The following is a 26245-nucleotide window of genomic DNA, read 5'->3' on the forward strand; positions in this document are numbered from 1 at the left end:
AGTCAGCTGTTTCTCAAGGAGAAGTATCAGGGAAAACTAGAGAAGAAAATAGTCTAAAAGCAAACAAATCATGTTAAAAGTTGTGGTTGGGCATAGTAATGACCCTGACTCAGATTCGGCGATCGCTGAAATTTTAGAGCAGTCCGATCAGGATCTAGCTGGAAATAGTCCCCAAGCAGGGATTCTGATGGCAGCAATGGAATTTGATCACGCGCTAATGCTGAAGCAAATTCACCTCGCCTATCCCAATATTGACTTAATTGGTGGCACTTCCACAGGGGAAATGTCTTCTGTTCTACAATTCCAGCAAGATTCTGCCACATTAATGTTGTTTTGTTCAGACGAGATTGATATTCGGGCTGGGATCGCACGCAATCTTTCTCAAGACACAATCGCCGCTACTGCATCCGCCATCAATCAAGCCAGAACAGATAAGCGACCTCGCCTTTGCTTAACACTTTCAGAATCAATAGGCGTTAATGGTGGAGCGGTTGCCCAAGGCTTGCAACAAGCAGTTGGTGAGGGAGTGACAGTCTTTGGTGGAATGACGGGAGATAATAACCAATTTCAATTCACCTATCAGTTCTTCCGCACCGAAGTTGTTCAAGATGCAGCCCCGATTCTTTTGTTTTCTGGCGACTTACTGGTATCGTGTGCCGTAGCCACAGGGCAATTCCCGGTGAGCAAACAGGGAGTTGCCACCAAAACAATGGAGCAAAGCATCCTGGAAATTGATGGTAGACCAGCGGCTGAGTTCTTCTTTGATTACTTTGGTGAGATTTTCTTAGGTGGAGGTGGTGCAATAGGTGGCTCCCTAGCGGTATTTGAACCCAGTGGTCGAAATTTCTATCTTAGGTCTCCCAGTGGCAATGATCCAGAAACGGGAGCAGTTCATTTCTTTGGCGAGGTGCCAGAACAATCCATCATTCAATTAACCCGAACCAACGAGTCTCACATTTTAAGTGGAGCAGAAATTGCTCTCAAGGCAGCCAAAAGTCAGTATCCTGGCACTTCACCCGCCGCAGCTTTCATTGTATCTTGTGCTAGCCGCTTAAAAATTATAGGAGTGCAGTCTGCTAAAGAGTATCAGATCGTGCAAACTATTTTAGGTCGAGATCTGCCAAACATCGGGTTTTACGCCTTTGGAGAAATTTCACCCTTTTCCAGTGGGGAAACAACGTATTTTCATAATGAAACCTTCTCAGCTGTCCTGATGGGAACGAAGTAGACCCCCTATGGATGCAATCAATTATCAGCAAAAAATTAAAGAACTTGAAAAAGCCAATCGGGTACTTAACAAGCAGCTTGAGCGTTCTGGGAAAAATCTGGCTGAACTTCAAACCATAAATGAACGGCGACAATTAATGCTTTCAAAAGTAATTGAGGAGTTGCAAGAATCCCGTAAAGCTTTGGAAGTGGCTAAGGATAACGCGGACAGTGCCAACCGAGCCAAAAGCGAATTCTTAGCTAATATGAGTCACGAACTACGGACACCACTCAATGGGATTTTGGGTTACGCGCAAATTCTGCAACGCTCAAAAGCTTTATCGGAAAAAGAACGTCATGGTATCAATGTGATTCACCAGTGTGGTTCTCACCTTTTGACGTTGATCAATGATGTGCTGGATCTGTCCAAAATTGAAGCCCGTAAACTCGAACTGATTCCGCAAGCCATTCATTTCCCGTCTTTTGTGCAAGGGGTTGTGGAAATCTGTCGGATTCGCGCCGAACAAAAAGGGATTGAATTCCATTATGAACCCGATCGGGATTTACCGATTGGAGTAAAGGCAGATGAAAAACGACTGCGGCAAGTTTTAATTAATCTTTTGGGCAATGCAATCAAATTTACCGATCAAGGTCGGGTGAGCCTGCGAGTGGAACAAATTAGCGCTTCCCATCAATATACACATCTGCGGTTTAGAGTAATCGACACCGGTGTGGGGATTGCACCAGAAGACGTAAGCAAACTTTTTCATGCCTTTGAACAAGTGGGTGATAAAAGCCGTAAAACTCAAGGAACGGGTCTTGGTTTGACCATTAGCCAAGAGATTGTGCAATTGATGGGTGGTCAGATTCAATTCAGGAGCCAACTCCATATGGGAAGTGAGTTCTTCTTTGAAATTACCCTGCCCCTCGCGCAAGATTGGCAGCATCAGCAAATTTCTGCAATGGGGAATATTATCGGTTATGAAGGTCGGCAACATTTCATTCTGGTAGTAGATGATCGCTGGGAAAATCGCTCGGTTTTAGTCAACCTGCTAGAAAGTTTTGGTTTTATAGTCGCAGAAGCTGAAAATGGACAAGTAGGTTTGGAGAAAATTCACCAATTTCGTCCAGACTTGGTGATTACGGACTTGTCAATGCCGGTGATGGATGGCTTTGAAATGCTCAAACAGATTCGGGACAATGAAGTTGTGCGATCGCTCAAAGTAATTGTTTCATCCGCATCTGTGGCTCAAATGGATGAACAAATGAGTTTGGATGCAGGTGGCGATGATTTTTTAGCCAAACCTGTTTGTGCGAATGATTTATTTCAATGTTTAGAAAAACATCTAGAACTCACATGGCAGTATGAGAAGCAGGAAGATAACGTCAGCGCACATTTATCTTCAAATTCCCACACTCCAGACTTGATTTTACCATCTGTTGAGGATTTGCAGAAATTATTTGCACTGACACAAAAAGGACGACTCAAGCAAGTAGCGAATATGGCTGAAGAAATTGCTCAGCAGGATGATCGTTATCGTGTATTTGCCCAAACAATTGTAGGGCTGGCAAAACAATTTCAAACCGAGCAGATTGAGCAATTGCTCGAAAAATCTCTTGCTCAGAATCTTGTTGAAAATTCCCAGTAGTAACGAGAGGCTAACTTATGAATAGTGTTTTAACGGGGCTAGTTCTAATTGTTGACGATATGCCAACTAATTTAGATGTCATCTGTGAAGCCTTGCAGGATGCAGGGTTAGAAGTGGCGATCGCCACCAGTGGAGAACGAGCACTGCAGCAAATTGAACGAGAAATCCCGGATTTAGTTCTGTTGGATATTACGATGCCAGGAATTGATGGGTTTGAAACCTGCCGACGCTTGAAAGCAAATCCCTTCACCCGCGATATTCCAATCATTTTTATGACTGCTCTTTCCGATATGGAAAACAAAGTCAAAGCACTAAATTTGGGAGCCGTAGACTATGTTACTAAACCATTTCAGGAGCAAGAGGTGCTGGGACGGGTAAAAACTCATCTGCAATTGCGGCGTTTTACGCAGAAACTGGAACACGAAGTTGCGCAAAAAACACTAGAACTGCAAAATTCTCAATTGCAAATAGTACAAAGTGAAAAAATGGCTTCCTTAGGTAACTTAGTCGCTGGAGTAGCGCACGAAATTAATAACCCCCTGGGCTTTCTCAACGGTAGTATCGACAACATTCAAGAATATGTCCAAGATCTACTGAGGCATTTAGAACTGTATCAAGAATACCATCCTCATCCAGCGATACCTGTGCAAGATCATGCACAAGAGATTGAGATGGAATTCTTAGTTGAAGATTTGCCGCAACTGTTAAACTCAATGAAAGGGGCGATTGATCGCATTCAGTCCATTAGCACAAGTCTGCGAACTTTTTCCCGTGCTGATCACGAGTATAAAGTCCCTGCGAATTTGCATGAAGGTCTTGAAAGTACCTTGCTAATCCTCAAATATCGCCTCAAAGCTAACGAATTTCGTCCAGCGATTCAAGTGATTCGAGATTATGCTGATTTACCGGAAATTAAATGCTTTCCTGGACAGTTAAACCAAGTTTTTATGAATATTTTAGCCAATGCAATTGATATCTTGAATGAAGGTGCACAGCAAGCTTCTTTTGCTTACCTGCAAGCAAATCCCCAAACAATCACGATTCAATCCGCACTGACTCAGAAGCATGTAGAAATTCGGCTCAGCGATAATGGTAATGGAATGTCTGATGAAGTAAAAAACAGGATTTTTGACCATTTATTCACTACTAAAACTGTGGGAAAAGGTACAGGATTGGGATTAACGATCGCCCGTCAAATCGTCGTTGAAAAACACAATGGTAGCCTAGATGTGCAGTCTCAATTGGGAAAAGGCACCGAGTTTTGTATCCGCTTACCGCTACTTTGAGATGTTTGTAAACTTGTTGCCGTGATAGAGACTGCATAAATCGAGTTAAATATTACGGTTAACTCCATTTTACTCCTAATTAAAGCTACCTATTAAGATGGGAACTCTTACCCCTAGATTTCTCCGCTTTCTTCAGTGGAAAGTTGAATGCAGAATTCAGTACCTTGACTCAACTGGGATTGCACTTCTAGGCTTCCGCCATGTTTTTCGATTACAATTTGACGAGCGATAGCGAAGCGCTGCGGCGAAGCGCCGATCGCCAAACCTAAGCCTGTACCTTTACCAACGCCTTTAGTGGTAAACAAATGGTCGAAGATTCTTGCTTTCACATCTTCGCTCATACCTTTGCCGTTATCCCGAATCGAGATAAGAACTTGATTTTTAACCATTGCGGTGCGAATCTTGATTTGTTGCGGATGAGCTTCAATTTCTTGATAAGATAAAGTTCTTGCCATCTCATCAAACATATCGATCGCATTGGCGAGGATATTCATAAATACTTGATTTAATTGTCCTGGGAAGCATTTGATTGCTGGTAAATCACCATACTCAGTAATGACTTGAATGGCGGGGCGATAGTCATTAGCTTTGAGGCGATATTTCAAGATTAACAGCGTGCTGTCGATCCCTTCGTGGAGATCAGCACTGACTTTATACTCGGTATCAGCACGGGAGAATGTACGCAAGCTATTGCTGATAGACGTGATGCGATCGCTTGCACGCTGCATGGAATTAACTAACTCTGGTAAATCGTCACGTAGATATTCTAAATCAATATCTTGTGCTTTTTTTTGCACAGGTGCGGCAGCGTCGGGATGATATTGCTGATAAAGGGCTATATAGTCGAGTAAATCCTGCACATATTCTTGGGCATTGCTGATACTACCATGGAGGAAGCCAATGGGGTTATTGATTTCGTGGGCAACACCTGCTACTAAGTTACCCAAGGAAGCCATTTTTTCACTTTGGACTATTTGCAATTGTGATTTTTCTAATTGTTGGGCATAAGTTCGTGCTTTTTGATAAAGCTGGGCATTTTCCAGAGAGATAGCCGCCTGGGTGCACAGGAAGTTAAGTATCAGGATGCGATCGCCAGTGAATACCCCACTAGTTGAGGAATTTTTTAAAGACACAATACCGATTAACTGTCCGTGGTTAATAATTGGCAAGCATAACAAACTCTTGGGTTGTTTACGGGTGAGATATTCATCTATGACGGGTAAATTAGTTTTGAGATTGTCAATCATCACAACTTGCTGAGTGTTCTTGACATACTGAATCAGTTTCACAGGTAGATCGGTATATCCAGAATAGCCAGCAAAAGCAAGATCGCCAAGTTTTAGTCCTAGGGTATAGGCTTCTTGTAACGGCTGTAACGTCGTCGCCGCATTTTTTAACCAGTGAACAGTGAACTTGCTGGTCATATATAAAACTTTAGCAGCATATTCCTGGTTATTGAATTTATCTACTAACTGTAAAGCGAGTTGACCAAACTCATAGCCTGTTTTGATATCACCAACTACACCACAAAGTAATAATCCATAAACAACATATCCAAAGCTTGAGGCAGGAATATTACCGTGGGTGACTGATAGCTGCACCTGCTTGCAGCAAATCAAGGGATAAAGGGCTGGAGATGCTAAGTAGGTAGCTCCACTAATCTGGGCTAACATTCGCAGAAGTGCTTGGAACTGGGGTGAACTCATCACAGGCAAGGTTAACAGCTCATCTGTAGAACGCCCTGCCAATTGGTGCTGGGTTTGTTGAAGAAAATCTGCAAAATCTTGTTTATTAGGCTGACTGGGAAATTCAATGCCAAAAGATTGAAGAAAGTTCAAACCTGTGGTTACAGCTTTTGTAAATTCACCTTGGCTAGTGTAAGCATCGATTTTGATTTCATAGACTTTGGCAGTATCTAACAAGTTGCGAGCTTGTTGGAGGACAATTTCCCCTAATGCTTCCATACGCGCCAGATCTGTACTCAGATAGGCAGCTTCAGCTGCGCTGCTATAGCAGGCTAATGCTAGATCGTACTGGGTTTGCCAGCTATCAGCTGGTAGCAAATTCCAGGCATATTGTAAGCAGTAGGTTGCAGTGTCGTAGGCGGTGGTGGCGATCGCTTTACGTCCGGCTTTTAAGTTCAGTTCTATGAGCCTTGCTTGCTCTACTGTATCGGTTATCAGCACACACCCAATATTCAATTGGGTGACGATATCGAAAATTTGCTCCTCTAGTTGTTCAGCAGATGTATGGTTTAATAAGTGACGACCAATGGTGAGATGAAAAACCTGTTTCTGCTCGTCTGGAATGAGGGAATAAGCAGCTTGCTGGACACGATCATGAAGGAATTTGTAACCAACGGTAATTGCATCAGCGCGATCGCTATCATTTAAATCATGCCCTTGAAAAAACTTGTAGGTTTCACTGATCGGTAAAATTAATCCTTCCTGTAATCCTTTCCACAGATCATTCGCCACCTGCTGGGACGATTGTTCAGAGACGATGGCAAGAGTATTCAAGTCAAATTGATTACCGATACATGCTGCCAGTTTCAGGATATTTTGAATCTCATTAGGTAATTTTTGCAACTGCTTAGCCATAAACTCCACCACATCATCAGTTAATGCGGCTTCGCGTACCTGAGTAATATCACATTGCCAATGTCCAACCTGAGTATTAAAGGTAATGAATTGATCCTGATGCAGAGTTTTCAGAAATTGCGTAGCAAAAAAGGGATTTCCTTGGGTTTTTTGATACACTAACTCTGCTAGAGGTTGCGCCAATACCTCAGAACATTTGAGCATATCTGCCACTAACTGATTCAGGCTGGTTTTACTTAAAGGTGCTAGGGTAATTGTATTTACCGTGGTTCCTGCCTTGCTGACCTCATTTAAGGTTAGCATGAACGGATGAGCCGGAAAGACTTCGTTATCGCGATAGGCTCCTATTAGTAGCAAATACCCCTGTTCTTTCTCACTCATCAACAACTGCATCAACTTTAAAGATGCTGAATCTGCCCATTGCAAGTCATCTAAAAACATCACCAGGGGATGTTCTTTTGTGGTAAAGACTTGAGTAAATTTCTGGAACAGCAAATTAAAGCGATTCTGCGCTGCTGTACCTGATAGTTCTGCGGCGGGTGGTTGTTTGCCAATGATGCGTTCTAATTCGGGGATGACATCAATAATTACTTGGGCGTTGTCTCCCAAAGCCTCAAGAATACTGGCTTTCCAACCTTGCAGATCGACATCAGATTCAGACAGCAACTGTCCTATTAAATCCCGAAATACTTGGAGAAAGGCAGAGAAAGGGATGTTACGATTGTACTGGTCAAACTTACCTTTAATGAAATACCCCCGCTGCCGCACAATGGGTTTATGAACTTCATTCACAACCGCCGTTTTACCAATCCCAGAGAAGCCAGCTACTAGGAGTAATTCTGAGGTACCGTTACTGACTCGTATAAAAGCATTCAAAAGTGTTTGGACTTCTGCTTCTCTTCCATAGAGTTTTTCTGGGATAGTGAAGCGGTCGCAAATATCTCGTTGCCCAATTACAAATGACTCTATCTTACCTGTTTTCTGCAATTGTTCTACGCAAACTGCCAGATCATACTTCAAACCCAAGGCACTTTGATAGCGCTCTTCCGCATTTTTGCACATTAATTTAGCAACAATTTGGGCGATCGCTTGTGGTATCTCTGGGTTAAGTTCATCTACCGTGGGTGCAGGCTTGGCAATGTGGTTATGTACCAGTTCTAAGGGATCATCTGAAGCAAAGGGTAACTCTCCTGTAAACAATTCAAACAGTGTCACCCCTAAACTGTAAAAGTCTGTACGGTAGTCAATACCCCGATTCATTCGCCCAGTTTGCTCTGGTGCAATGTAGGCTAATGTTCCTTCTAAGACATTTGGGTGTTTTATTTCACCATTTTCTTTCGGTAAAAGTGAGGCAATGCTGAAGTCAGTCAGTTTAACTTGTTTCGACTCTGGGTGAATCAGGATATTTGCGGGTTTAATGTCTTTATGAATTACCCGATTTTGATAAAGGTCATGTAGAATTTCAGATAGTTGGAGGGCGATCGCCAAGGAATCTAATAATTTTAATGTATGAGCTTGGATATATTCTGATAAGGCTATACCGCCAAAATCCTCCATTACCAGTGCATAGCCATTGCCATAGGGTAAGAGACAATCGGGACGAATCACACCAGGAAGATTAAGATTTTTAGCGATCGTGTATTGGTTGCGAAAACGTAATAAGTCATAGAAGCTGGGATAATCCTGTTGCAGCAATTTAATCACTACAGGACGCTGGCTTAACTCTTCCACTGCTCGATAAACTATTGTCCGATTACCCGCATAAAGTTGTTCTACAATTTCATAGCCAGAGAGGACGGGTAACGGATTTGTGTGGGTATTGTTCGCCAGCCTCATAGTTCTTACACAGGATTTAGTAGGAAAATTGTTATCAAGCTTATATTTCCCTCAAATTGTCTCGATACAACACTTTCTTCTTGTAGATTTAAAAAAAAGTTGTGAAGTTTGCGCGAGCAACTGGCGATCGCTCCATTAAAGGAAGAGTTTTACCGTTCGCTATTTTCATTTTGGGAAGTTATAGGCTACGCCCATAACGATTTTAAATTACTACCACATTTATACTCGCCTAGCGCTCTTTAGTTTTAGTTTGCTGCCAATCTTCTAAAGCAGCAATCACAAAACTAGCAGCAGGATGATTAAGCAGTTGTGCTAAAGCTTGAACACCACCTGCTTTTAACGCACTGCTCACCCGTTTTTTGAGAGTGTGTTCATTTTCGATGTGTTGGATTGCAAGAGTTGCAATTGTCATCTTCCCAAGAGTTGTATCGCTGGGATTAGATTGTTCTAACTGCTTGAGCAATTGCTGAATTTCAGCTGCTACTTGGGTGAGGCTTTGTTTTCCACCCCCAGCATAGTAATTACCTTGTATGTAGTTACCTTCAATACGTTCGTTGTAATTACCCTTACGGATGTGTATCGTATGCCCATCACCACTCATATTTGCTTTTCTCTTCTTTGAATGAGGTACAAAGAAAGTTTTAGAAAAATTTCGGACTTTAATAACAGGAATTAGATCATCAGGAATATTATTCAGGTTAATGTTATTACAACCAAATTTAAAAGCATCTGCATAATTCCTACCAGCACCAATAGCATCATAAAACCCTACAGAGAACTTAACAGCAGTACCATCAGGGATAGCGCGGTTCATGCCAATAACACAGTCAATATGTTGGTAAATAGCTTCTGCTTGAGTTTCCGAATAGCAGGCGTTCAGCAAAATACAGTCAGTACTATCTTTAAATAGCTCAAACAGTTCTTTTATTGCTTTTGTTTCAACCAGTTGCTCCTGTCCAAAATCATCTTCTAAAATTATGCCACTAGGCGCAGAGTCTAGACCAACAGTTTCACGCTGACTCCTTTGTTCTTGATGATTATTCAGCCGTGTATTTGCAGTACCGATACCATGTCCTGAAAAATGTACTATCTGTGGTTCAAAGTCTAACAAAGCACGACGTAAATCATTAATCCTCACAGCCCATTTGGTAATAATTTGAAACTCTTCTCTACTTCTAGAACGTTCTAAAGCCAATTCAATTTCCCGCACTTCTTCATCTAGACGAAGCTGGTTCGTGTTCTTGGGATTAGCCGAGAGAATCAGGACTTTTTTCATAAAAAAATATCATCTTTAGTAGGAGCATCCGAATTTTGCAAAAAAGACGGTAGTTAAAACTTAAAGCCTAAAATCACGTAGGTTGGGTTGAGGGACGAAACCCAACATTTTTAGGATTTTGTTGGGTTTCACTTCGTTCAACCCAACCTACCACTAACCTTAACTGAGCCGTATTGATCTTTAGTACGAGCATCCGAATTTTGCAAAAAAGATGGTAGTGGGAGCATCTTTCTCCCTACTTTATTAATAGCGGTCAAGATGCCCGCACTACAAAATGAAATGAATTTACACATTTGGGATGCTCCCACCAATTTTTACTCATTTGAAGCGTCTCCTTGAATATAATTTCTTTTGATATCCTCATTATAATTCCCTTCATCTATATTAATATTACGAGGCTCATTCTCTTGATTTAGAGAGTTATTGGTAACAATAGAAATTTCTGGATTTGCTTTACTACTGCTTCCTAAAAGTCCAGCAAGCAGTTTGATCATTTCAGCGCGTTCTGCTAAAAGTACTTGCTGCGCTTCTGGAGGTAATGATTGTAAATACTCTAAATTAGAGAAATAATCAGCGTGTAAAGTAGAGACATCAGCTTGAGGGGAAGTTTCAGCTTTAATGTGTGTCTTGTCTCTATTCTTGCCCTTCTTCTCAATAGAGATAATTTCTAGATCGGCTTCTGGGTGTGCTTCTTTCAACTCCTGAAAAGCTATTGCAATAAAACGAGGGTCAACGACTTTGTTATGATATAAATCAAGGGTTTGTACCAGTGGTGCGATAAAGTCAGCAAATTCACCATCTTCAAAGTCTTTATTCCAGTCATCTGGTTTGCGTCGTGGGTTCTCGTCAAGTTTTTCTTCGGGTGGTAAAGCTAAAAAGTTTGGTCTTTTCTCCGGTGGTAGGCGCATGAAAATATAATCGCACTTAATCCCATGCAGTTTAGTATCAGTGCTGATATTCCATTCTTCGATATAAGCACCAGTCAGAGTAGCACCAGTTAAATCAGTTTTGTCAAGCTGAGTTTGTACAAGCTTGGCTCTTGATAAATCCGCATCTTGTAAATTAGATTCACTCAAATCAGCTGCAATGAAGCTAGCATCTTTTAAATTAGCTTTTTGTAAGTTAACACCGCGTAAACTCTGTTGGTCAAAAATCTGTTTTTCTCCCAGTCCTGTCACTAATACTTGACGAAGTAAAGCATTTTTAAGATAAGTTGTACCATAACGAACACGGTCAAGTTTTTGCGCATTGAACCAATAGGCAAGAGTCAGATTAGCTTTTCTAAAATCTGTACTTTTGAGTGTGGCTTCTGTGAAATTAGCATCAGTCAAATCTGCACTGCGAAAGCTTGTTCCTTTAAAAGCTGCGAAAGCAATACCGATATCGCGAATCAGAGCGTGTTTTGGATCTCCCTTCAATGCACGCCAGCTGATATATATGCTAGATAATACTAAGGCTACGGCTACGGCTACGGCTACGGCTACGGCTCCGGCTCCGGCTCCGGCTCCGGCTACGGCTAAGGCTAAGGCTCCGGCTCCGGCTAAGGCTCCGGCTAAGGCTACGGTTCCGGCTAAGGCTACGGCTCCGGCTAAGGCTACGGCTCCGGCTAAGGCTACGGCTCCGGCTAAGGCTACGGCTCCGGCTCCGGCTAAGGCTAAGGCTACGGTTCCGGCTCCGGCTACGGCTCCGGCTAAGGCTCCGGCTAAGGCTCCGGCTAAGGCTAAGGCTCCGGCTCCGGCTCCAGCTACGGCTCCAAAACCCTGTTGTATTCCTTGACGAATTGTAATGAAAAGGAAGATAATTAATAGGACTATAGTAGCCCAGCCTGCAATTTGATATGCTAACTTGTCATTTTGCTCTGTGCTAAACACTAGGAATGCCACAAGAGCGCCAGTAAAAGCTGAAAGAATTCCTGCTAGAGCCATTAGCACGCACGAAACAAGCACCAAGAGAATAGCCCATCGCCTTTGCAATCCAGCCTTAGCATGACTGAAATTTGCACCTCTAAGGCTAGCGCCGCTAAAATCAGCGCTCCTGATATCTGCATCACTAAAGTTTGCCCCCTCAAGGTTTTTCCCTCGAAACGATCGCCCTCTAAGATTTTGCCCGGAGTAGTCTTCTGCCATAGCTCCTGTAAGGTAAACTCCACGTACATCTTGATACAGATGCTGTAGAATATTTTCCGGGTTTTTAACGAAAAACACAATTGGTTCTATATCAAGAAATTCAGCAGGCTAAAAACTTTTGCGACAGGTACAAGGATTCTACTGTTATTTCCTCTTTACCCAATAGCTTTGCTTGTGGCGATCGTGTGTTAACAGATGATGGTCTGTTCGGAATCCTAAGGGCGAACGCCGTTCGCCCCTACAACAGAATTTTTGCACAATTTTGGTTAAAAATTATGATTATGCTGCCGGTTTTAAGCTATTGTGAAGGACAAGCCGTCGTTGTAAACTTTTAGAAATTTATTCGCACACAAAATTTCCGGATTTGCATGGTTAACCCATGAACAATCACGGGTTATTGTAATTAGGACTCGCAAGGGAGTAAACCCTGCTTAAAAATCGTCGAGACGCAATTCTTTCAGTAGTTTTGAAATTTCCCAACCACTATTAGCCACCGTCTGAATTGGTGGGCCGAATATTGATGTTTGCGAGATTGGTGTAAATACTGGCTCTAATTCTGATTCTAATGGCAAATCATCTGACAGATCTTGTTCGACTTGTGGTTCAGCTTTTTTTAGTGGTTTTTTAATTTGGTACATAATTAAAGGAAAGTAATTTTGTAACAAAACGCAAATTCTTTCTGATTGTATATGAAAATGTGTAAGTGAATATTAAAATATTATTAAGGGGTGATATAGATAATGAAAGCTAGCAGCAAATTGGATTTTGAACAATCGTTCCAAGAATTACCAGAAAAGCACCGGAAGACTATTTTGCCTACAGCCCCACTACCAGAACCTATCAGTCAAAATATTGAAGCGATTATAGCCTTACACGCACGCCACGAAAAAGATGTACCCAAACACCAGAAGTTAGTAGAAGTGGTGACTAGTTTTTTCGGTCGTCCATCTTTCCTCTACAGCATCCTACTAGTGATTATCCTATGGATTACACCAAATATTTTGCCAAGGCGTTTTGGTTTACTGCGATTTGACCCGCCTCCGTTTTCCTGGCTGCAATTTTCGCTAACCATCGGCTCATTGCTGATGACAACAGGGGTACTGATCAAGCAAAATCGCCAAGAAAAGCTCGCAGAACAACGAGCACAGTTAAGCTTACAATTGAACTTACTTTCTGAACAAAAAATTGCAAAGCTAATTGCTTTAGTCGAGGAATTACGTCAGGATCTCCCGAATGTCAAGGATCGCTATGACCCAGAAGCTGAAATGATGAAGGAAGCTGCTGATCCCCACGCGGTAATAGTTGCGCTTGAAGAGACTTTAACTGAAGAGTTAGCCAATCTTCAACAGCAGGAATAGGAAGCGTCCTGACGAGGAAGGAAACAGTCAATGCAAAGCCCTCATCCCCTAACCCCTTCTCCCAAGCTTGGGAGAAGGGGAGCTAAAACCATTTAACCATTTCTCCCCTCTCCCAACTTTGGGAGAGGGGCTGGGGGTGAGGGCTTTGAGAATAACAAAAATCCATATACTTATCCGAACCGTATTAAGTGGGAAATTTGTTGGGTTTCGCTATCGCTCTACTTTTGACTTTTGACTTCCCCAAAGGGACTGTTCCCCCTCATCCTCACAAGTTCCTCAAATTGTTGTGGTAAATATTGAGACAGAGGAGATTGAAAAATCCCTTCTGTCAACACAATCGGAATAATACAGCTAAGCACAGGTTTAATTATGTTGCCAGCCCGGACGTTGTTAGATCTATGAGGTTATCCTAGATCTGACCAAAAGCACCTCTTGTGTAAGGTACGCTCAAACCGGGATATCTTGCGGAAAGTAGTTACTATGAAAAAAAGAACCTTTGCAACAATAGACGGTAATGAGGCTGTTGCTCATGTTGTCTATAGGCTGAATGAAGTTATTGCTATTTATCCCATTACTCCTTCATCTCCCATGGCTGAGTTGGCTGATGCTTGGGCTTGTGAAGGAAAACCAAATATTTGGGGTAGTGTTCCTTCTGTTGTACAACTGCAGAGTGAAGGAGGTGTTGCTGGTGCGGTACATGGCGCTTTGCAAACTGGCTCGTTGACAACGACTTTCACAGCATCCCAGGGATTACTATTAATGCTCCCAAACATGTACAAAATTGCGGGAGAACTTACACCTACAGTTTTTCATGTTGCTGCGCGATCGCTCGCAGCCCAAGGGCTTTCGATTTTTGGGGATCACAGTGACGTGATGGCGGCGCGTAGTACAGGTTTTGCAATGCTGTGTGCTGCATCAGTTCAAGAAGGACACGATTTTGGTTTAATATCAACACGGGTAAGCTTAGAATCACGCATACCTTTCCTACACTTTTTTGACGGCTTTCGTACTTCCCACGAAGTTTCCAAAGTAGAACTTTTAACACAGGAAGACTTGCAAGCATTTATTCCTGATGAATTAGTGTTTGCTCATCGCTCACGCGCACTCACTCCCGATAAACCCGTTTTACGCGGTACAGCACAAAACCCTGATGTTTACTTCCAAGCCAGGGAAACAGTTAATCCTTACTATATTACTTGCCCAGAAATCACGCAGAAGGTGATGGACGAATTTGCTGAGATAACTGGGCGACAATACAAATTATTTGAATATTATGGCGATCCGGCTGCTGAACGAATCGTTATATTGATGGGTTCCGGTTGCGAAGCAGCGCAAGAAACAGTAGATTACCTCAATACCTGTGGTGAAAAAGTTGGTGTTGTAAAAGTGAGGCTATATCGCCCATTTGATGCGAAACGATTTGTTGAAGCATTGCCAGAAACAACTCGTACTATAGCAGTTCTAGACCGTACTAAAGAACCCGGCGCATTGGGTGAACCTTTGTATTCCGACGTTGTGACTGGGATTCATGAAGCTTGGGACAAAAAATCTCCCCGTCCTACAATTGTTGGTGGTCGTTACGGCTTATCTTCAAAAGAATTCACTCCAGCAATGATTAAAGCCGTCTTCGATAACCTCACCCTTGCTGAACCAAAAAATCATTTCACCGTCGGCATTAACGACGATATCACCCACACTAGCTTAAATTACGATCCTGAATTTAGCATTGAACCAGACAACATAGTACGAGCGATTTTCTATGGACTAGGTTCAGATGGCACTGTAGGAGCAAACAAAAACTCTATCAAGATTATTGGAGAAGAAACAGACAATTACGCTCAAGGCTATTTTGTATACGATTCCAAAAAATCTGGTTCTGTCACTGTCTCTCACCTGCGGTTTGGCTCCACACCAATCCACTCTACATATTTAATCACCAAAGCTAACTTTGTGGGTTGTCACCAATGGGACTTTTTAGAAAAATTTCCTATCCTCAAAGACGTTGTGCCAGGTGGAACTTTTTTACTGAATTGTCCCTATGATAAGGATGAAACATGGGATAAATTGCCATCCTCTATACAGGAACAAATTATTAAAAAGCATCTGAAATTTTATGTCATAAACGCCTACAGGGTTGCTCGCCAAGCTGGAATGGCAGGACGAATAAACACAATTATGCAAGTTTGTTTCTTCGCCTTATCAAATGTATTGCCACGAGAGGAATCGATTGAGCAAATTAAGAAATCGATTCGGAAAACTTACGGCAAGAAGGGTGATGAAATCGTACAAATGAATATTAATGCAGTTGATACAACATTAGATAATTTGTATGAAGTGCAGGTACCGAAGACGATAGAAAATTTGACGGTAGAAACCAAAAAACCTCAATTAATCGACAGCGCCCCAGATTTTGTACGGGATGTACTAGGGAAAATAATTGCTCGTGAGGGTGACGAATTACCTGTGAGTGCTTTGCCGGTAGATGGCACTTATCCCACTGGTACATCAAAATGGGAGAAACGCAACATTGCTCAGGAAATTCCAGTTTGGGATCCGGATGTTTGTGTTCAGTGCGGTAAGTGTGTGATGGTATGTCCTCACAGTGTTATTCGTAGCAAAGTTTACGAACCAAGCGAACTAGATAATGCACCTGTAAGTTTCAAGAGCGTCAACGCTAAAGACCATGATTGGAAATCGTTGAAATTCACTATCCAAGTCGCAGCAGAAGATTGTACGGGTTGCGCAATTTGCGTAGATGTTTGTCCTGCTAAGAATAAAGCGGAACCACGTCTTAAGGCAATTAATATGAAACCACAATTGCCCTTACGCGAACAAGAGCGAGAAAATTGGGATTTCTTCTTGAATATTCCTAATCCAGATCGACGAGAACTGAAGCTTGAGCGGATTAACCAGCAACAGATGCAAGAACCATTGTTTGAATTTTCTGGGGCTTGCGCTGGTTGTGGGGAGACACCGTATATTAAGTTGGCTTCGCAGTTGTTTGGCGATCGCATGATTGTTGCTAACGCCACTGGCTGTTCTTCGATCTACGGTGGTAATTTACCTACAACGCCTTGGACATACGATGCTTCAGGACGTGGTCCTGCTTGGTCTAATTCCCTGTTTGAAGATAACGCTGAATTCGGCTTAGGTTTCCGTATTTCTATTGATAAACAAGCAGAATTTGCTGGTCAATTGCTCAAAGAATTAGCACTAGAGGTGGGTGAGGAACTTGTAAATAGTATCCTCTCTTCTGAGCAAAAAGATGAAGCTGATATTTGGGAAGCACGCGAACGAGTTGCTTTACTTAAACAACGCTTACATGGTTTATTGGTAGATAATAGTTCACAAGTTACCGCAAAAGCAAAACAACTCTTGAGTATTGCCGATTATTTGGTGAAAAAGAGCGTCTGGATTATTGGCGGTGATGGCTGGGCTTATGATATCGGCTTTGGTGGGTTAGATCACGTTTTAGCAAGTGGTCGTAATGTTAATATCCTTGTACTTGATACCGAGGTATATTCCAATACGGGCGGGCAAATGTCGAAATCGACTCCAAAAGCTGCTGTAGCTAAATTTGCTGCTGGTGGTAAACCTGCTAGTAAAAAAGACTTGGGTTTAATTGCGATGACTTACGGCAATGTTTATGTTGCTAGCGTAGCAATGGGCGCACGGGATGAACACACTCTTAAGGCATTCTTAGAAGCTGAAGCTTACCCTGGTACATCGTTAATTATCGCTTACAGCCATTGCATTGCTCATGGAATTAACATGAGTACGGCGATGCATAATCAAAAAGCTGCTGTAGATTCAGGTCGATGGCTATTGTATCGGTATAACCCAGACAGAACTAAGCAAGGGCAAAATCCACTACAGCTTGATTCGCGTTCACCGAAATTACCCGTAGAGCAATCGATGTATATAGAGAACCGCTTCAAAATGTTGACTAAGAGCAACCCAGAAGCAGCGAAGCATTTACTGAAAGAAGCTCAACAGGATGTGAATACCCGCTTTGCAATGTATCAATATTTAGCAGCGCAACAAATTTCAACAGTTATCAGTGAACAGTAAACAGTCTTTTTCAGTTGTCAGTGAACAGTAAACAGTTATCAAACGTTCTTTGGGCTGTAAAAACTGATAACTGAATAGCTGAATAACTGATAGCTGATAACTGATAACTGATAACTGAAAAAGGGGTTGTTATGGATCTGACTACAGATTATATGGGGATGACATTGCGGTCGCCACTTGTGCCTTCTGCATCGCCTCTTTCTGAAGAAATTGACAATATCAAGCGGATGGAAGACGCTGGTGCTGCTGCGGTAGTGATGCATTCAGTGTTTGAAGAACAGTTAACCCATGAACGCTACGAACTACATCATCATTTGACCCATGGTACAGAAAGTTACCCTGAAGCCCTTACCTATTTCCCAGAGCCAGCAAGTTTCCATGTGGGACCAGAAGAATACCTAAATCATATCGCTAAGGCAAAGGAAAAGGTAGGAATCCCGATTATTGGTAGTTTGAATGGTTCTTCGCTAGGTGGGTGGATCGACTTCGCTAAACTGATTCAGCAAGCGGGAGCTTCAGCGTTGGAATTAAATATCTATTATGTTCCTACAGATATGGAACAGACAAGTACCGAGATTGAGGAGACATATATTGACATTCTTCGTGGAGTTAAAGCAGCAGTAACTATTCCTGTAGCAGTGAAAGTGAGTCCGTTTTTCACGAACATGGCAAATATGGCAAAACGTTTGGACGATGCAGGGGCGGATGCTTTGGTACTGTTCAATCGATTTTACCAACCAGATATTAACCTTGACAATTTAGAGGTGCAACCAAATATAATTTTGAGTACACCGCAAGCAATGCGGTTACCTATGCGTTGGTTGGCAATCCTATATAGTCGCATCAATGCGAGTCTAGCTGCTACTAGTGGCATTCATAAAGGGCATGATGTGTTGAAAATGCTCATGGCTGGTGCAAATGTTACCATGCTTTGTTCTGTGTTACTACGACATGGCATTGATCATCTCCAGGTAATTGAGCGAGAAATGCGGGAATGGATGGAGAAAAACGAATATGACTCTGTACGCCTACTTCAGGGAAGCATGAGTCAGAAAAGTTGTCCTAACCCTAGTGAGTTTGAACGCGCGCAGTATATGCGATCGCTTCAAAGTTACAAAGGTGATTGGCAGCAAGTTTATGAACCATCGCACTTCTTTGGCTAATTATGAAAAGGAGTCAGAATTCAGAATACAGGAGTCAGAATCTATTGTATGGAGAATTATGCTCTTTTTTTCATCCAGTAGTCGCACCTTCTTTCATACTCACTCCTATCTCCTAACTTCTGGCTCCTGACTCCTGACTCCTGAATTCTTATTAAAAAACAATTTATGGGCAACAAAAAAAGGATTGGCATTCTTACAAGTGGCGGTGACTGTCCAGGGCTAAACTGTATTATTCGAGCAGTTGTTAGCCATGCAACACTCACCTACGATTGGGAGGTGTTAGGTATTCCTTACGCCACTCAAGGTTTATTAGAGCGTAAGGCAATGAAACTCAGTATGCACGGGATGGATTTGCAAGGTATAGATCCGTTACTGAGTATGGGTGGTACGATTTTGGGAAGCATTAATAAAGGAGATACTTTAGCTTCTGCTAGTGAACTTCTTGCTAGTTATGAAGCTTTAGAGTTAGATGCACTAATTGTCATTGGTGGTGATGGTAGTCTTGGTATTCTTCATGAGCTTGCGTCTCAAGGCAATTGGAATATAGTTGGGATACCGAAGACTATTGATAATGATATTGCATTGACAGAACGAGTCATTGGGTTTGATACTGCTGTTAATACTGTAGTAGATGCTCTGAATCGTCTCACTTTTACGGCTGCAAGTCATGATCGTGTGATGATTGTCGAAGTTATGGGGCGCACATCAGGTCACTTAGCACTGCATTCTGGTATTGCGGGTGGTGCAGATGTGATTTTGATTCCTGAAATCCCCTATTCAATCATAGATATATGCAAGCATTTGGTAGAACTGCGCGTTCGCTGGCACCGAAAATTTGCGATCATCGTTGTTGCAGAAGGTGCTACTATAGCAGCAAATAGTTCGAGTTCCACGACGACAGAATCGAGCCATGGTCGTGCTTGCAGTATAGGTCAGTACATTGCTGACCAAATAGATTCTTGTAGTGTCAAGAAAATGGACATGAGAGTTTCTATTTTAGGGCATATCCAGCGTGGTGGCATTCCATCGGCGCTGGATCGCCTGACAGCAACAATTTTCGGTAAAGCGGCAGTTGATTTAGTCGCTAAAGGAAAATATGGTAATATGATAGGCTGGAAAAATGGGCAAGTTGTCGCTGTTCCTATAGAAGAGGTTGTTGCTAAAAGTCCGTTACTTGTAGATCCTTACGGTGAGCTTGTGCAAGTGGCTAAGTCTACAGGTATTTATGTTGGAAATAACGCCGAAAATAATTAAATATTAGCGGGCAGTCAGCGCTGTGCTAGATTTTTAACAGTGCTGTCCACTCGCCCGCCCTCCTCAAGAGCTAGACTATGAAACTGGCAAGAAAATGAGCGTCGGATTTTCTTAGTTTCAAAGTCTTTATAGTTAATACAGGTAGCTGAACATTCTGTAACTATTTTACCAGTTTCTTGTGCTGTTGAACAAAGAATTTCGACAGAATCAGGCAGTTGTATCAACCATGACAATGGGCTTCCAGCTACCACGTGCCGAAAAGGAACAATGGCATCGTGGATACTGTGGTAAGCCCAGTTAGCAAATAGTATTGCTTCTTCATTAATTATTTAATTGAGACAATTTACAGAGTGGATAAAGCGGACAGTCATTTTCTGTCACAGTGGTATTAGTCTGTGCTGGGGTACTAGATGAAGTAGTACTTTCAACGGAAGTAACTGTTAGCTGGACTATGAGATCGTTAAAGTTTTGATCTCCTCCACCGTAAAGATCCTCAAAGCCAAATTTATCGGATGACAAATATTTGACATGGGATACCTTATCAGGGTTGGCTGCCGTAATTCTAAAGTAAGCCTTAGGAGGTACTGTTGTTTGATTTTTCGGATCTTGTGTTAAGAAATCATCTGGGGTTCCATTGGAAATCAGGAAAATCTCATAGTTAGTTCCACCGGTGAGTTCGGATGCAAATGTTTGCTTAAGTGATATCTCATTGTAATTTGGTAACTTAACCCGATTCCTCACCGCAGTTTCTGCATAGCTAGGATCGCCTGGTTTGACACCAGCAACGCTTCCATCAGCATTAACGGGGAATAGACCAAAGGTATTTTTATAACTAGCAGTTCCAGGGTCAACTGTTATCTGAAGCTTATAGACTTTATCGGGCTCAGTGACAATGACACCACTAGGATCCCCAACTAAAGATGGTGGGATCTTACAGTTTGCTTTCGCCCAAATGCATGTATTCGGGTCAAACGGGATTTTTGTACTTAACTCTGGTAAATTTGAGAACTGACCTAAATTTATATTTTGGCGAATGGCGTTGCTTGGCTGAGTGATAGTTATCCCATTACGGACTACTTTGATATATGCTCTCACTAAACCTTGATTATTATCTGGACTACTATCCCAGCAGGCAAGAGCAAAGTTACCGGTATTGAGAGATGTCATTTGCAAATGAGTTCCTACTTGAAAGAAGGTCTTGCCACCGTCTAAAGTACCAACTAGACTACCAAACTTAAAGATGTGATTTAATATGTTTAAATCAGCCCAGAAAGTTCCATCTGATCTTCTACCATTAGTAGTGAAGTTCAGATTTGAATCTCCCACTCCTAAAGACCAAAAATCCAGAGGATGTACATCAACAGTTATTACGTCTCCTGGTTGTAAACACAGACCTGTCTTTAAAAGAGGGGATACACCAAGTTTTGGATATATAGCGTTAGCTTTTGCATCAACGTCAAACTGCCATCTGTCGGAAAAAATATAATTACTGACTTCTACAGGAATATTAAATTGTTCTAAGTCCTTTTGCCTTTGAACTTCTACAGTTAGAGTAACCGAGTTAGTGTTTGTACTGGTATCATTGCCCCAGAAGACCAGAGAAAGATTACCATCTTGTTGTAATACTGTGAGTTCTAAATGGTTTCCTATTGGAAAAAAGGTCTTGCCATTGTCTAAAGTACCAACTAGGCTTCCGAAAGGAAAATCATAATAATAGTTATTAGCAACATTTTCTGCTGATTGGTAAAAGGGATTAAGGCGATGCGTGCCTTCATATACACCGTAAGGATTTCCACCTAAGACATCAACAATGATTAAGTCCCCTGCTTTGATTCGAGCAATATCTGTGTCTGATATCTTGAATAGAGTTTGATTTGAGTTATATTTACTTGAGTCAAATGTGAATTGCTTTTTTTCAATTGCTACTGTTGCCATGATTTTATCCTTGAAGTTTTTTCGATTTTACGTCACTGATTTGAGTCAGTGAATTTACAGAAAATTTGCAGATAAATTTTTCCTGAATATCAATGACCAATTTACCTATTTGGAAGAAATCAAAGCAGACTTTAAATTTGCGTTTAACTTGGGTAGATTTGTTGAACAGTCTAGGTTGGAGTAATCATTTGCGGTGCCACTAGAACTGCCATTCACAATTGATGTAACCGTTTTTATGTCTAGCGAAGTGAGAATTTTTCCGTTGCGAATGATTTGGACAAATGCTTTGATAAAACCATAGTTATTTCCCCAATCTACATCCCAGTAGAGAAGAGAGAGGCTACCTGCCTTGAGAACTGTCATTTCTAAATGAGTTCCCACTGGAAAAAAGGTTTTACCCTCGTCTAAGGTACCAATTAAACTGCTTATTCTGTAATATTGTCCTTTAGAAGTTACGCGATCATAACCCCGATTCCCAGCTACCGCGATCGCATTAGCATTAGTAAAAAATCCCCCGTCTGGAGACCATAAATCTTTAGGAGATGCATCAATTTTAAGCAAATCTCCTGGTTGTAATTGAATACCTGTGTCTAAAAAAGGTTCTGGTCCTTGGTAATCACCGCCGTAACCAGGGCTTGTTCTTCTGGCCATAGAGTTTGCATATGCATGAACTGCAAATGAAAATCTATCTTTAAGTAGGGCGCTATCAATTGCATCAGTTGCCTGTAAATCACTGAAAGCTTTGTTCTGTTGAACCTCTATTGTTACAGCTACAGAACTAATGTTAGTAGTCGCATCAACACCCCAGAAAACAAGCGAAAGCTTACCTTTGCTGTTATCTAAGAACATGAGTTCTAAATGTTGTGCTACTGGAAAAAAGCTATTGCCGTTGTCTAGAGTTCCAACTAAACTCCCGACCGGAAATTCAAAATCAAGGTTGTTAGTGTTCTTGTCATATTTATAAGACCCTGATGATATTGGCGATATACCTTGAGAGTTTATTTTCAATAAATCTCCCTCATTGAGTTCAATATTTGTGGGAAATAAATTCTTCGATGTTGAGTTTAAGTAATACTGACTTGCTTGAATTGTGAATTGTGTAGCTGCCATTTTTGTAAAACCTTTAGAGAAGATTGTGTGACAAAAACTACCTTAGATACTCAGTCTCAACATGAGATGAATATCTTTGCAGCGATTTATTAACCAGTAAGTTGTAGGTTAATCGCTAGATAAATAATAAACGCTAATCTGTGAAACATAAAGATGTATTGAAAAACACATATTTGGGAAACTAATGCAATTTACGTTGAACAATCGAAAATTATAGTTAATGTTTATACATGCAATAATTGATTGTGTATAATCCTTGACAATTGCATTGTTCACCTGTATTTTAGAATGCTAAGTTGTAATATTGGTTGAAGTAAAAACCTATTAGAACTATAAATATAAAGTATTCGGTTCGCTGAAGAAAATATATCGTAAACGTAGTGTTCGCTTGAAAAAAAGTTTGTTTTACTTCTCTGTCATAATTTTGCTGTTCTTTAAGACTAGTCCAAAAGTCTGATTCTGAGTAAAGAATCTCTGTGTTGATAAACACAAAAAATGCACTAGCCGATATCTTGATGCGCTAAAGTGCTGTTTCAGTAGAATGTGTTTTTGATGTTAACAAAGCTTTGAAACCAAAATTTAAGTACAATCTCTACCCGTGGACGGTTGGAAGTAATCAAGAGAAATCACTAAAAACTATCGCCTCAAGATTTAGCTTGGAATTGATTTTTTCTATTGCTCCATCGACATATTTTCGTTTTTGTAAAAATAGCTTATTGAAGCAGCTTTTAGTAAAAAATCTAGTTTAAACATACTAAATTAAGTTTTATGTACATAAACTTATATTTGATATAATCACTCGTTATAAAGGTTTGGAGTTCTGGTGCGAAAGACCAGTTTTGAAAATGCTAGAAATAGAGCGCAAATGTAAGAGGTATTAGGATTTTAAATACAACTTTTGGCGGATTAGTTTCTGTTCAAGTGTACTTTAAGCTGAAGAAGACAACTCACAAGTTAACTTTCAGTTAAAAGGATTTAATTGCAGAGTACAACAAAGCACAAGATGTTCAGTTAGGCGATCGCCACGTCCGTCCAGCAAGTGAAGACCCCTAAGGCGATCGCGCTGATGATAACGGACAGCAGGTAATGTTTGCCCAACTAGCTAAGACGACGCATTAATCCACACAAAAACGACAAACAAGAATGTAAAACGCGCCGCCAAACAGGAATCTGATTATAAATAGAAAGTATAAAAACGGTGAGGCAGCGTTCCAAAAGGCGAGTCAGTTTAGCCATATTGCATCCCGACCTATAAGTCCCTTGGACACGCTACGCTTTTAGCGTCTCCGACAGGAGGAGGAGGTACCCGTCGTGCCTTACAAGAGAGGAACTACCTTAATGCCTAGGATCTGGGCTACTCAGAAGGGCGTAGTTTCTTCCATAGGCGAGTGCTGCGAAGAGATCACTCACTCCCCCAACGTCTCGCAAAGAGACACCCCTTTGGGTCGCGTTTTACACTTAACATCTAAATTTCAAGCCGATTCTACCCAATAAGTCGGTGGATAAAATTTCCACGACCCCTATGGCGACTTATTAAATCGACACGGTTCGTATTATGGCGAATAGCGATGTATTGTTTTTGCTTCAGTAATAAATTTTTACAACAAGGAGATCATTGACATGGTTCAGAGTAAGCAGACTTCAGATCTACAGCGTGAAAATGCTAACCGCGTGTATATTGAGCCACAATCAACCGATTATATAGACACAAACATCCGTAGAGAAGTGTCCAGACCAGAAGATGCAAACCGTCCGAGTGCCAATCAACCTTATGCTGGGACTGATGTAAATGTAACCAGAGGGAGGGATGTGGACGAGAATACTTCCAAAATTCCCAATCAACCCAACATATCAGACCAAGACAGAAAGAACGCTGTAAGTAGGGCAATTATTGGTGGACTGATTGGCGCTAGTGTGGGGTCAGTTCTTGCCACTTTAGCTGGTAGAAGAATAGGTCTAGGCTTTAATATGGCTACAAAAGGTTTAGGAGAAGCCGCTAAGACTATAGGTGAAGGTCTTGCTCTAACAGGAAAAGGATTAGGAGACGCGATCAAGAGTGTCGCTGAAGGTACTACAGAAAGTGTCATTGGTGGTGCAGTTGACACGGTAAAAGGTGTTGCTGAGGGAACGTTGGATGCAGTACAGAGTACCGCCGAGAGTGTAAGCCAAGCTGTGGAAGCTGGAGCAGATTTAGCACAAAATACAGCCGCTGGTGTTGCTGATGTAGCTAAGCAAACTGTAGTAGGTGCAGCTAACGCATTACAAAATACTGCCGAGAGTACTAATTCTGCCGTGCAATCTGGTGCTGACGCTGTTAAAGATACAGCCCAAAGTGCTAACTCTACCGTGCAATCTGGTGCTGACGCTGTTAAAGATACAGCCCAAAGTGCTAACTCTACCGTGCAATCTGGTGCTGACGCTGTTAAGAATACAACTGACAATGCAACCACAAGTACGTATGCTTCACAGCCGACAAAGCTAAAAGATAAATAAAGGAGAATATTAGAAGAAATCAATCAAACTGTAAAAGTTGATTAGAAATCGCATTCTTGAAATTAATACCAGGTTGCACAGAAAGCAACTTGGTATTAAATATCAAATTTCGGTTATAGCAATCCTATTTGAGTTATGAACAAATTCTTCGATATGTTAACAGTATTAGCTCTTCAGTTCAGAAATCAATTAGGACTACTGTAGTTAACCTCTTAAAAATTAATTTTTTTACTAAAACGGAGACGATGAGTATGAACAGTAACCAGCAATTTGTGGATCAAGACGATGATGAGATAACTATAAATCGACTTGGTGATATTGATTTATCGACAGAGCAATCTGATGATACAGAACCTAAAGAAACAAAGAACGAGCTATATAAAGTTTTCCTAGGCGGGCTTATTGGTGCTACGGTAGGCGGAATTGCAGGAGCTTTATTAATTAAAGGAACTGCTCAAAAGATTAATCAGACTGTCAAAAACGTCGGAGATAAGGTAAAGGGTGCATCCGAGAATTTTAGCCGAACCGCCAAAGGTGTAGGTGATGCTGTCCAAACAGTAGCTAATGGTGTGAACGAAACTATAAAAGATGTTGGAGAGACTGTTAATAGTACAGCTACCGATGTTAACCAAACAGTAAAAAAGACAGCGGATAGTGTCAAAGGTGCAGCTAATGGTATGAACGAAACTGTAAAAAGTACGGTAGATGTTGTTAAAGATGCAGCAACGGATGCTATTGACAGTGTCAAAAGTACTGCTAAAAGTACAGCAACGGATACTCTATCATCTAATAATCAGATTATTAAACTACCTAATGACCAGACCTTATATAGGTTAGTCCCACTAGATAACAACAACAAGTAAGTTGTTGACTTGTTGATTC

General features: G+C 41.4%; 16 protein-coding genes. 10 read left to right on the forward strand and 6 right to left on the reverse strand.

What is annotated here, in order from left to right; genetic code table 11:
• Window positions 1-70 precede the first annotated feature (70 nt).
• From G4P69_RS18865 to G4P69_RS18875, 3 genes are read left to right on the forward strand one after another with little or no spacing between them, the layout of a single operon-like run.
• On the forward strand, window positions 71-1228 hold the full coding sequence (locus G4P69_RS18865) for an FIST signal transduction protein (protein WP_208350843.1): 1158 nt from the start codon (window positions 71-73) through the stop codon (window positions 1226-1228).
• 7 nt (window positions 1229-1235) lie between these two features.
• Window positions 1236-2855 carry an ATP-binding protein gene (locus G4P69_RS18870; protein ID WP_208342987.1) on the forward strand — a complete coding sequence of 540 codons (1620 nt, stop codon included), beginning with the start codon at window positions 1236-1238 and terminating at the stop codon, window positions 2853-2855.
• A gap of 17 nt (window positions 2856-2872) precedes the next feature.
• Entirely contained in the window at window positions 2873-4141 is a 1269-nt protein-coding gene (locus G4P69_RS18875; protein WP_208342989.1) for a sensor histidine kinase, read from the forward strand.
• Window positions 4142-4254: 113 nt separating this feature from the next.
• On the opposite strand, the gene G4P69_RS18880 is transcribed toward G4P69_RS18875, so the two are convergent.
• The 3 genes from G4P69_RS18880 to G4P69_RS18890 all read right to left on the reverse strand — a co-directional run bounded on the left by G4P69_RS18880 (window position 4255) and on the right by G4P69_RS18890 (window position 12057).
• Window positions 4255-8577, reverse strand: a complete 4323-nt coding sequence (locus G4P69_RS18880) for a trifunctional serine/threonine-protein kinase/ATP-binding protein/sensor histidine kinase (protein WP_208350844.1) — start codon at window positions 8575-8577, stop codon at window positions 4255-4257.
• Between the two features lie 229 nt (window positions 8578-8806).
• Window positions 8807-9853, reverse strand: coding sequence for a CHAT domain-containing protein (locus tag G4P69_RS18885; RefSeq protein ID WP_208345296.1), 1047 nt, complete (start codon window positions 9851-9853; stop codon window positions 8807-8809).
• A gap of 314 nt (window positions 9854-10167) precedes the next feature.
• The gene (locus tag G4P69_RS18890) at window positions 10168-12057 is read right to left on the reverse strand and encodes a pentapeptide repeat-containing protein (protein ID WP_310834383.1); all 1890 of its coding nucleotides are present in this window, start codon (window positions 12055-12057) and stop codon (window positions 10168-10170) included.
• A 2-nt stretch (window positions 12058-12059) separates the two neighbouring features.
• Here G4P69_RS18890 and G4P69_RS18895 point away from each other — a divergent pair, with 2 nt between their 5' ends.
• Window positions 12060-12314, forward strand: coding sequence for a hypothetical protein (locus tag G4P69_RS18895; protein WP_208344141.1), 255 nt, complete (start codon window positions 12060-12062; stop codon window positions 12312-12314).
• Between the two features lie 96 nt (window positions 12315-12410).
• On the opposite strand, the gene G4P69_RS18900 is transcribed toward G4P69_RS18895, so the two are convergent.
• Complete coding sequence (locus G4P69_RS18900) at window positions 12411-12644, reverse strand: hypothetical protein (RefSeq protein WP_208344140.1); 234 nt, start codon at window positions 12642-12644, stop codon at window positions 12411-12413.
• Between the two features lie 75 nt (window positions 12645-12719).
• On the opposite strand from G4P69_RS18900, the gene G4P69_RS18905 reads away from it, so the two are divergent.
• The 4 genes from G4P69_RS18905 (at window position 12720) to G4P69_RS18920 (ending at window position 19825) form a co-directional block, all read left to right on the forward strand.
• The gene (locus tag G4P69_RS18905; RefSeq protein WP_208344139.1) at window positions 12720-13337 is read left to right on the forward strand and encodes a DUF1003 domain-containing protein; all 618 of its coding nucleotides are present in this window, start codon (window positions 12720-12722) and stop codon (window positions 13335-13337) included.
• A gap of 480 nt (window positions 13338-13817) precedes the next feature.
• The gene (gene nifJ, locus G4P69_RS18910) at window positions 13818-17408 is read left to right on the forward strand and encodes a pyruvate:ferredoxin (flavodoxin) oxidoreductase (protein ID WP_208344138.1); all 3591 of its coding nucleotides are present in this window, start codon (window positions 13818-13820) and stop codon (window positions 17406-17408) included.
• A gap of 131 nt (window positions 17409-17539) precedes the next feature.
• Entirely contained in the window at window positions 17540-18571 is a 1032-nt protein-coding gene (locus tag G4P69_RS18915) for a dihydroorotate dehydrogenase-like protein (RefSeq protein WP_208344137.1), read from the forward strand.
• Between the two features lie 165 nt (window positions 18572-18736).
• Window positions 18737-19825 (forward strand): ATP-dependent 6-phosphofructokinase, encoded by a 1089-nt coding sequence (locus G4P69_RS18920; RefSeq protein ID WP_208344136.1) that lies wholly within the window; start codon window positions 18737-18739, stop codon window positions 19823-19825.
• A 321-nt stretch (window positions 19826-20146) separates the two neighbouring features.
• On the opposite strand, the gene G4P69_RS18925 is transcribed toward G4P69_RS18920, so the two are convergent.
• Together G4P69_RS18925 and G4P69_RS18930 are read right to left on the reverse strand one after the other, a co-directional pair.
• On the reverse strand, window positions 20147-21760 hold the full coding sequence (locus G4P69_RS18925) for a DUF4114 domain-containing protein (RefSeq protein WP_208344135.1): 1614 nt from the start codon (window positions 21758-21760) through the stop codon (window positions 20147-20149).
• A 105-nt stretch (window positions 21761-21865) separates the two neighbouring features.
• Complete coding sequence (locus G4P69_RS18930) at window positions 21866-22870, reverse strand: hypothetical protein (RefSeq protein WP_208344134.1); 1005 nt, start codon at window positions 22868-22870, stop codon at window positions 21866-21868.
• A 1620-nt stretch (window positions 22871-24490) separates the two neighbouring features.
• Here G4P69_RS18930 and G4P69_RS18935 point away from each other — a divergent pair.
• Both G4P69_RS18935 and G4P69_RS18940 read left to right on the forward strand, forming a co-directional pair.
• Window positions 24491-25363 carry a hypothetical protein gene (locus G4P69_RS18935; protein ID WP_208350845.1) on the forward strand — a complete coding sequence of 291 codons (873 nt, stop codon included), beginning with the start codon at window positions 24491-24493 and terminating at the stop codon, window positions 25361-25363.
• Between the two features lie 251 nt (window positions 25364-25614).
• Window positions 25615-26226, forward strand: a complete 612-nt coding sequence (locus tag G4P69_RS18940) for a YtxH domain-containing protein (protein ID WP_208344132.1) — start codon at window positions 25615-25617, stop codon at window positions 26224-26226.
• The last annotated feature ends 19 nt before the right edge of the window (window positions 26227-26245 follow it).

It is taken from the genome of Aetokthonos hydrillicola CCALA 1050, assembly GCF_017591665.1.
Lineage (GTDB): Bacteria > Cyanobacteriota > Cyanobacteriia > Cyanobacteriales > Nostocaceae > Aetokthonos > Aetokthonos hydrillicola.

Coding starts and splice junctions, on each gene's coding strand:
- G4P69_RS18870 (WP_208342987.1), top strand. CDS start 1,236: ATGGATGCAATCAATTATCAGCAAAAAATTAAAGAACTTGAAAAAGCC.
- G4P69_RS18865 (WP_208350843.1), top strand. CDS start 71: ATGTTAAAAGTTGTGGTTGGGCATAGTAATGACCCTGACTCAGATTCG.
- G4P69_RS18875 (WP_208342989.1), top strand. CDS start 2,873: ATGAATAGTGTTTTAACGGGGCTAGTTCTAATTGTTGACGATATGCCA.
- G4P69_RS18935 (WP_208350845.1), top strand. CDS start 24,491: ATGGTTCAGAGTAAGCAGACTTCAGATCTACAGCGTGAAAATGCTAAC.
- nifJ (WP_208344138.1), top strand. CDS start 13,818: ATGAAAAAAAGAACCTTTGCAACAATAGACGGTAATGAGGCTGTTGCT.
- G4P69_RS18880 (WP_208350844.1), bottom strand. CDS start 8,577: ATGAGGCTGGCGAACAATACCCACACAAATCCGTTACCCGTCCTCTCT.
- G4P69_RS18925 (WP_208344135.1), bottom strand. CDS start 21,760: ATGGCAACAGTAGCAATTGAAAAAAAGCAATTCACATTTGACTCAAGT.
- G4P69_RS18915 (WP_208344137.1), top strand. CDS start 17,540: ATGGATCTGACTACAGATTATATGGGGATGACATTGCGGTCGCCACTT.
- G4P69_RS18905 (WP_208344139.1), top strand. CDS start 12,720: ATGAAAGCTAGCAGCAAATTGGATTTTGAACAATCGTTCCAAGAATTA.
- G4P69_RS18940 (WP_208344132.1), top strand. CDS start 25,615: ATGAACAGTAACCAGCAATTTGTGGATCAAGACGATGATGAGATAACT.
- G4P69_RS18930 (WP_208344134.1), bottom strand. CDS start 22,870: ATGGCAGCTACACAATTCACAATTCAAGCAAGTCAGTATTACTTAAAC.
- G4P69_RS18885 (WP_208345296.1), bottom strand. CDS start 9,853: ATGAAAAAAGTCCTGATTCTCTCGGCTAATCCCAAGAACACGAACCAG.
- G4P69_RS18920 (WP_208344136.1), top strand. CDS start 18,737: ATGGGCAACAAAAAAAGGATTGGCATTCTTACAAGTGGCGGTGACTGT.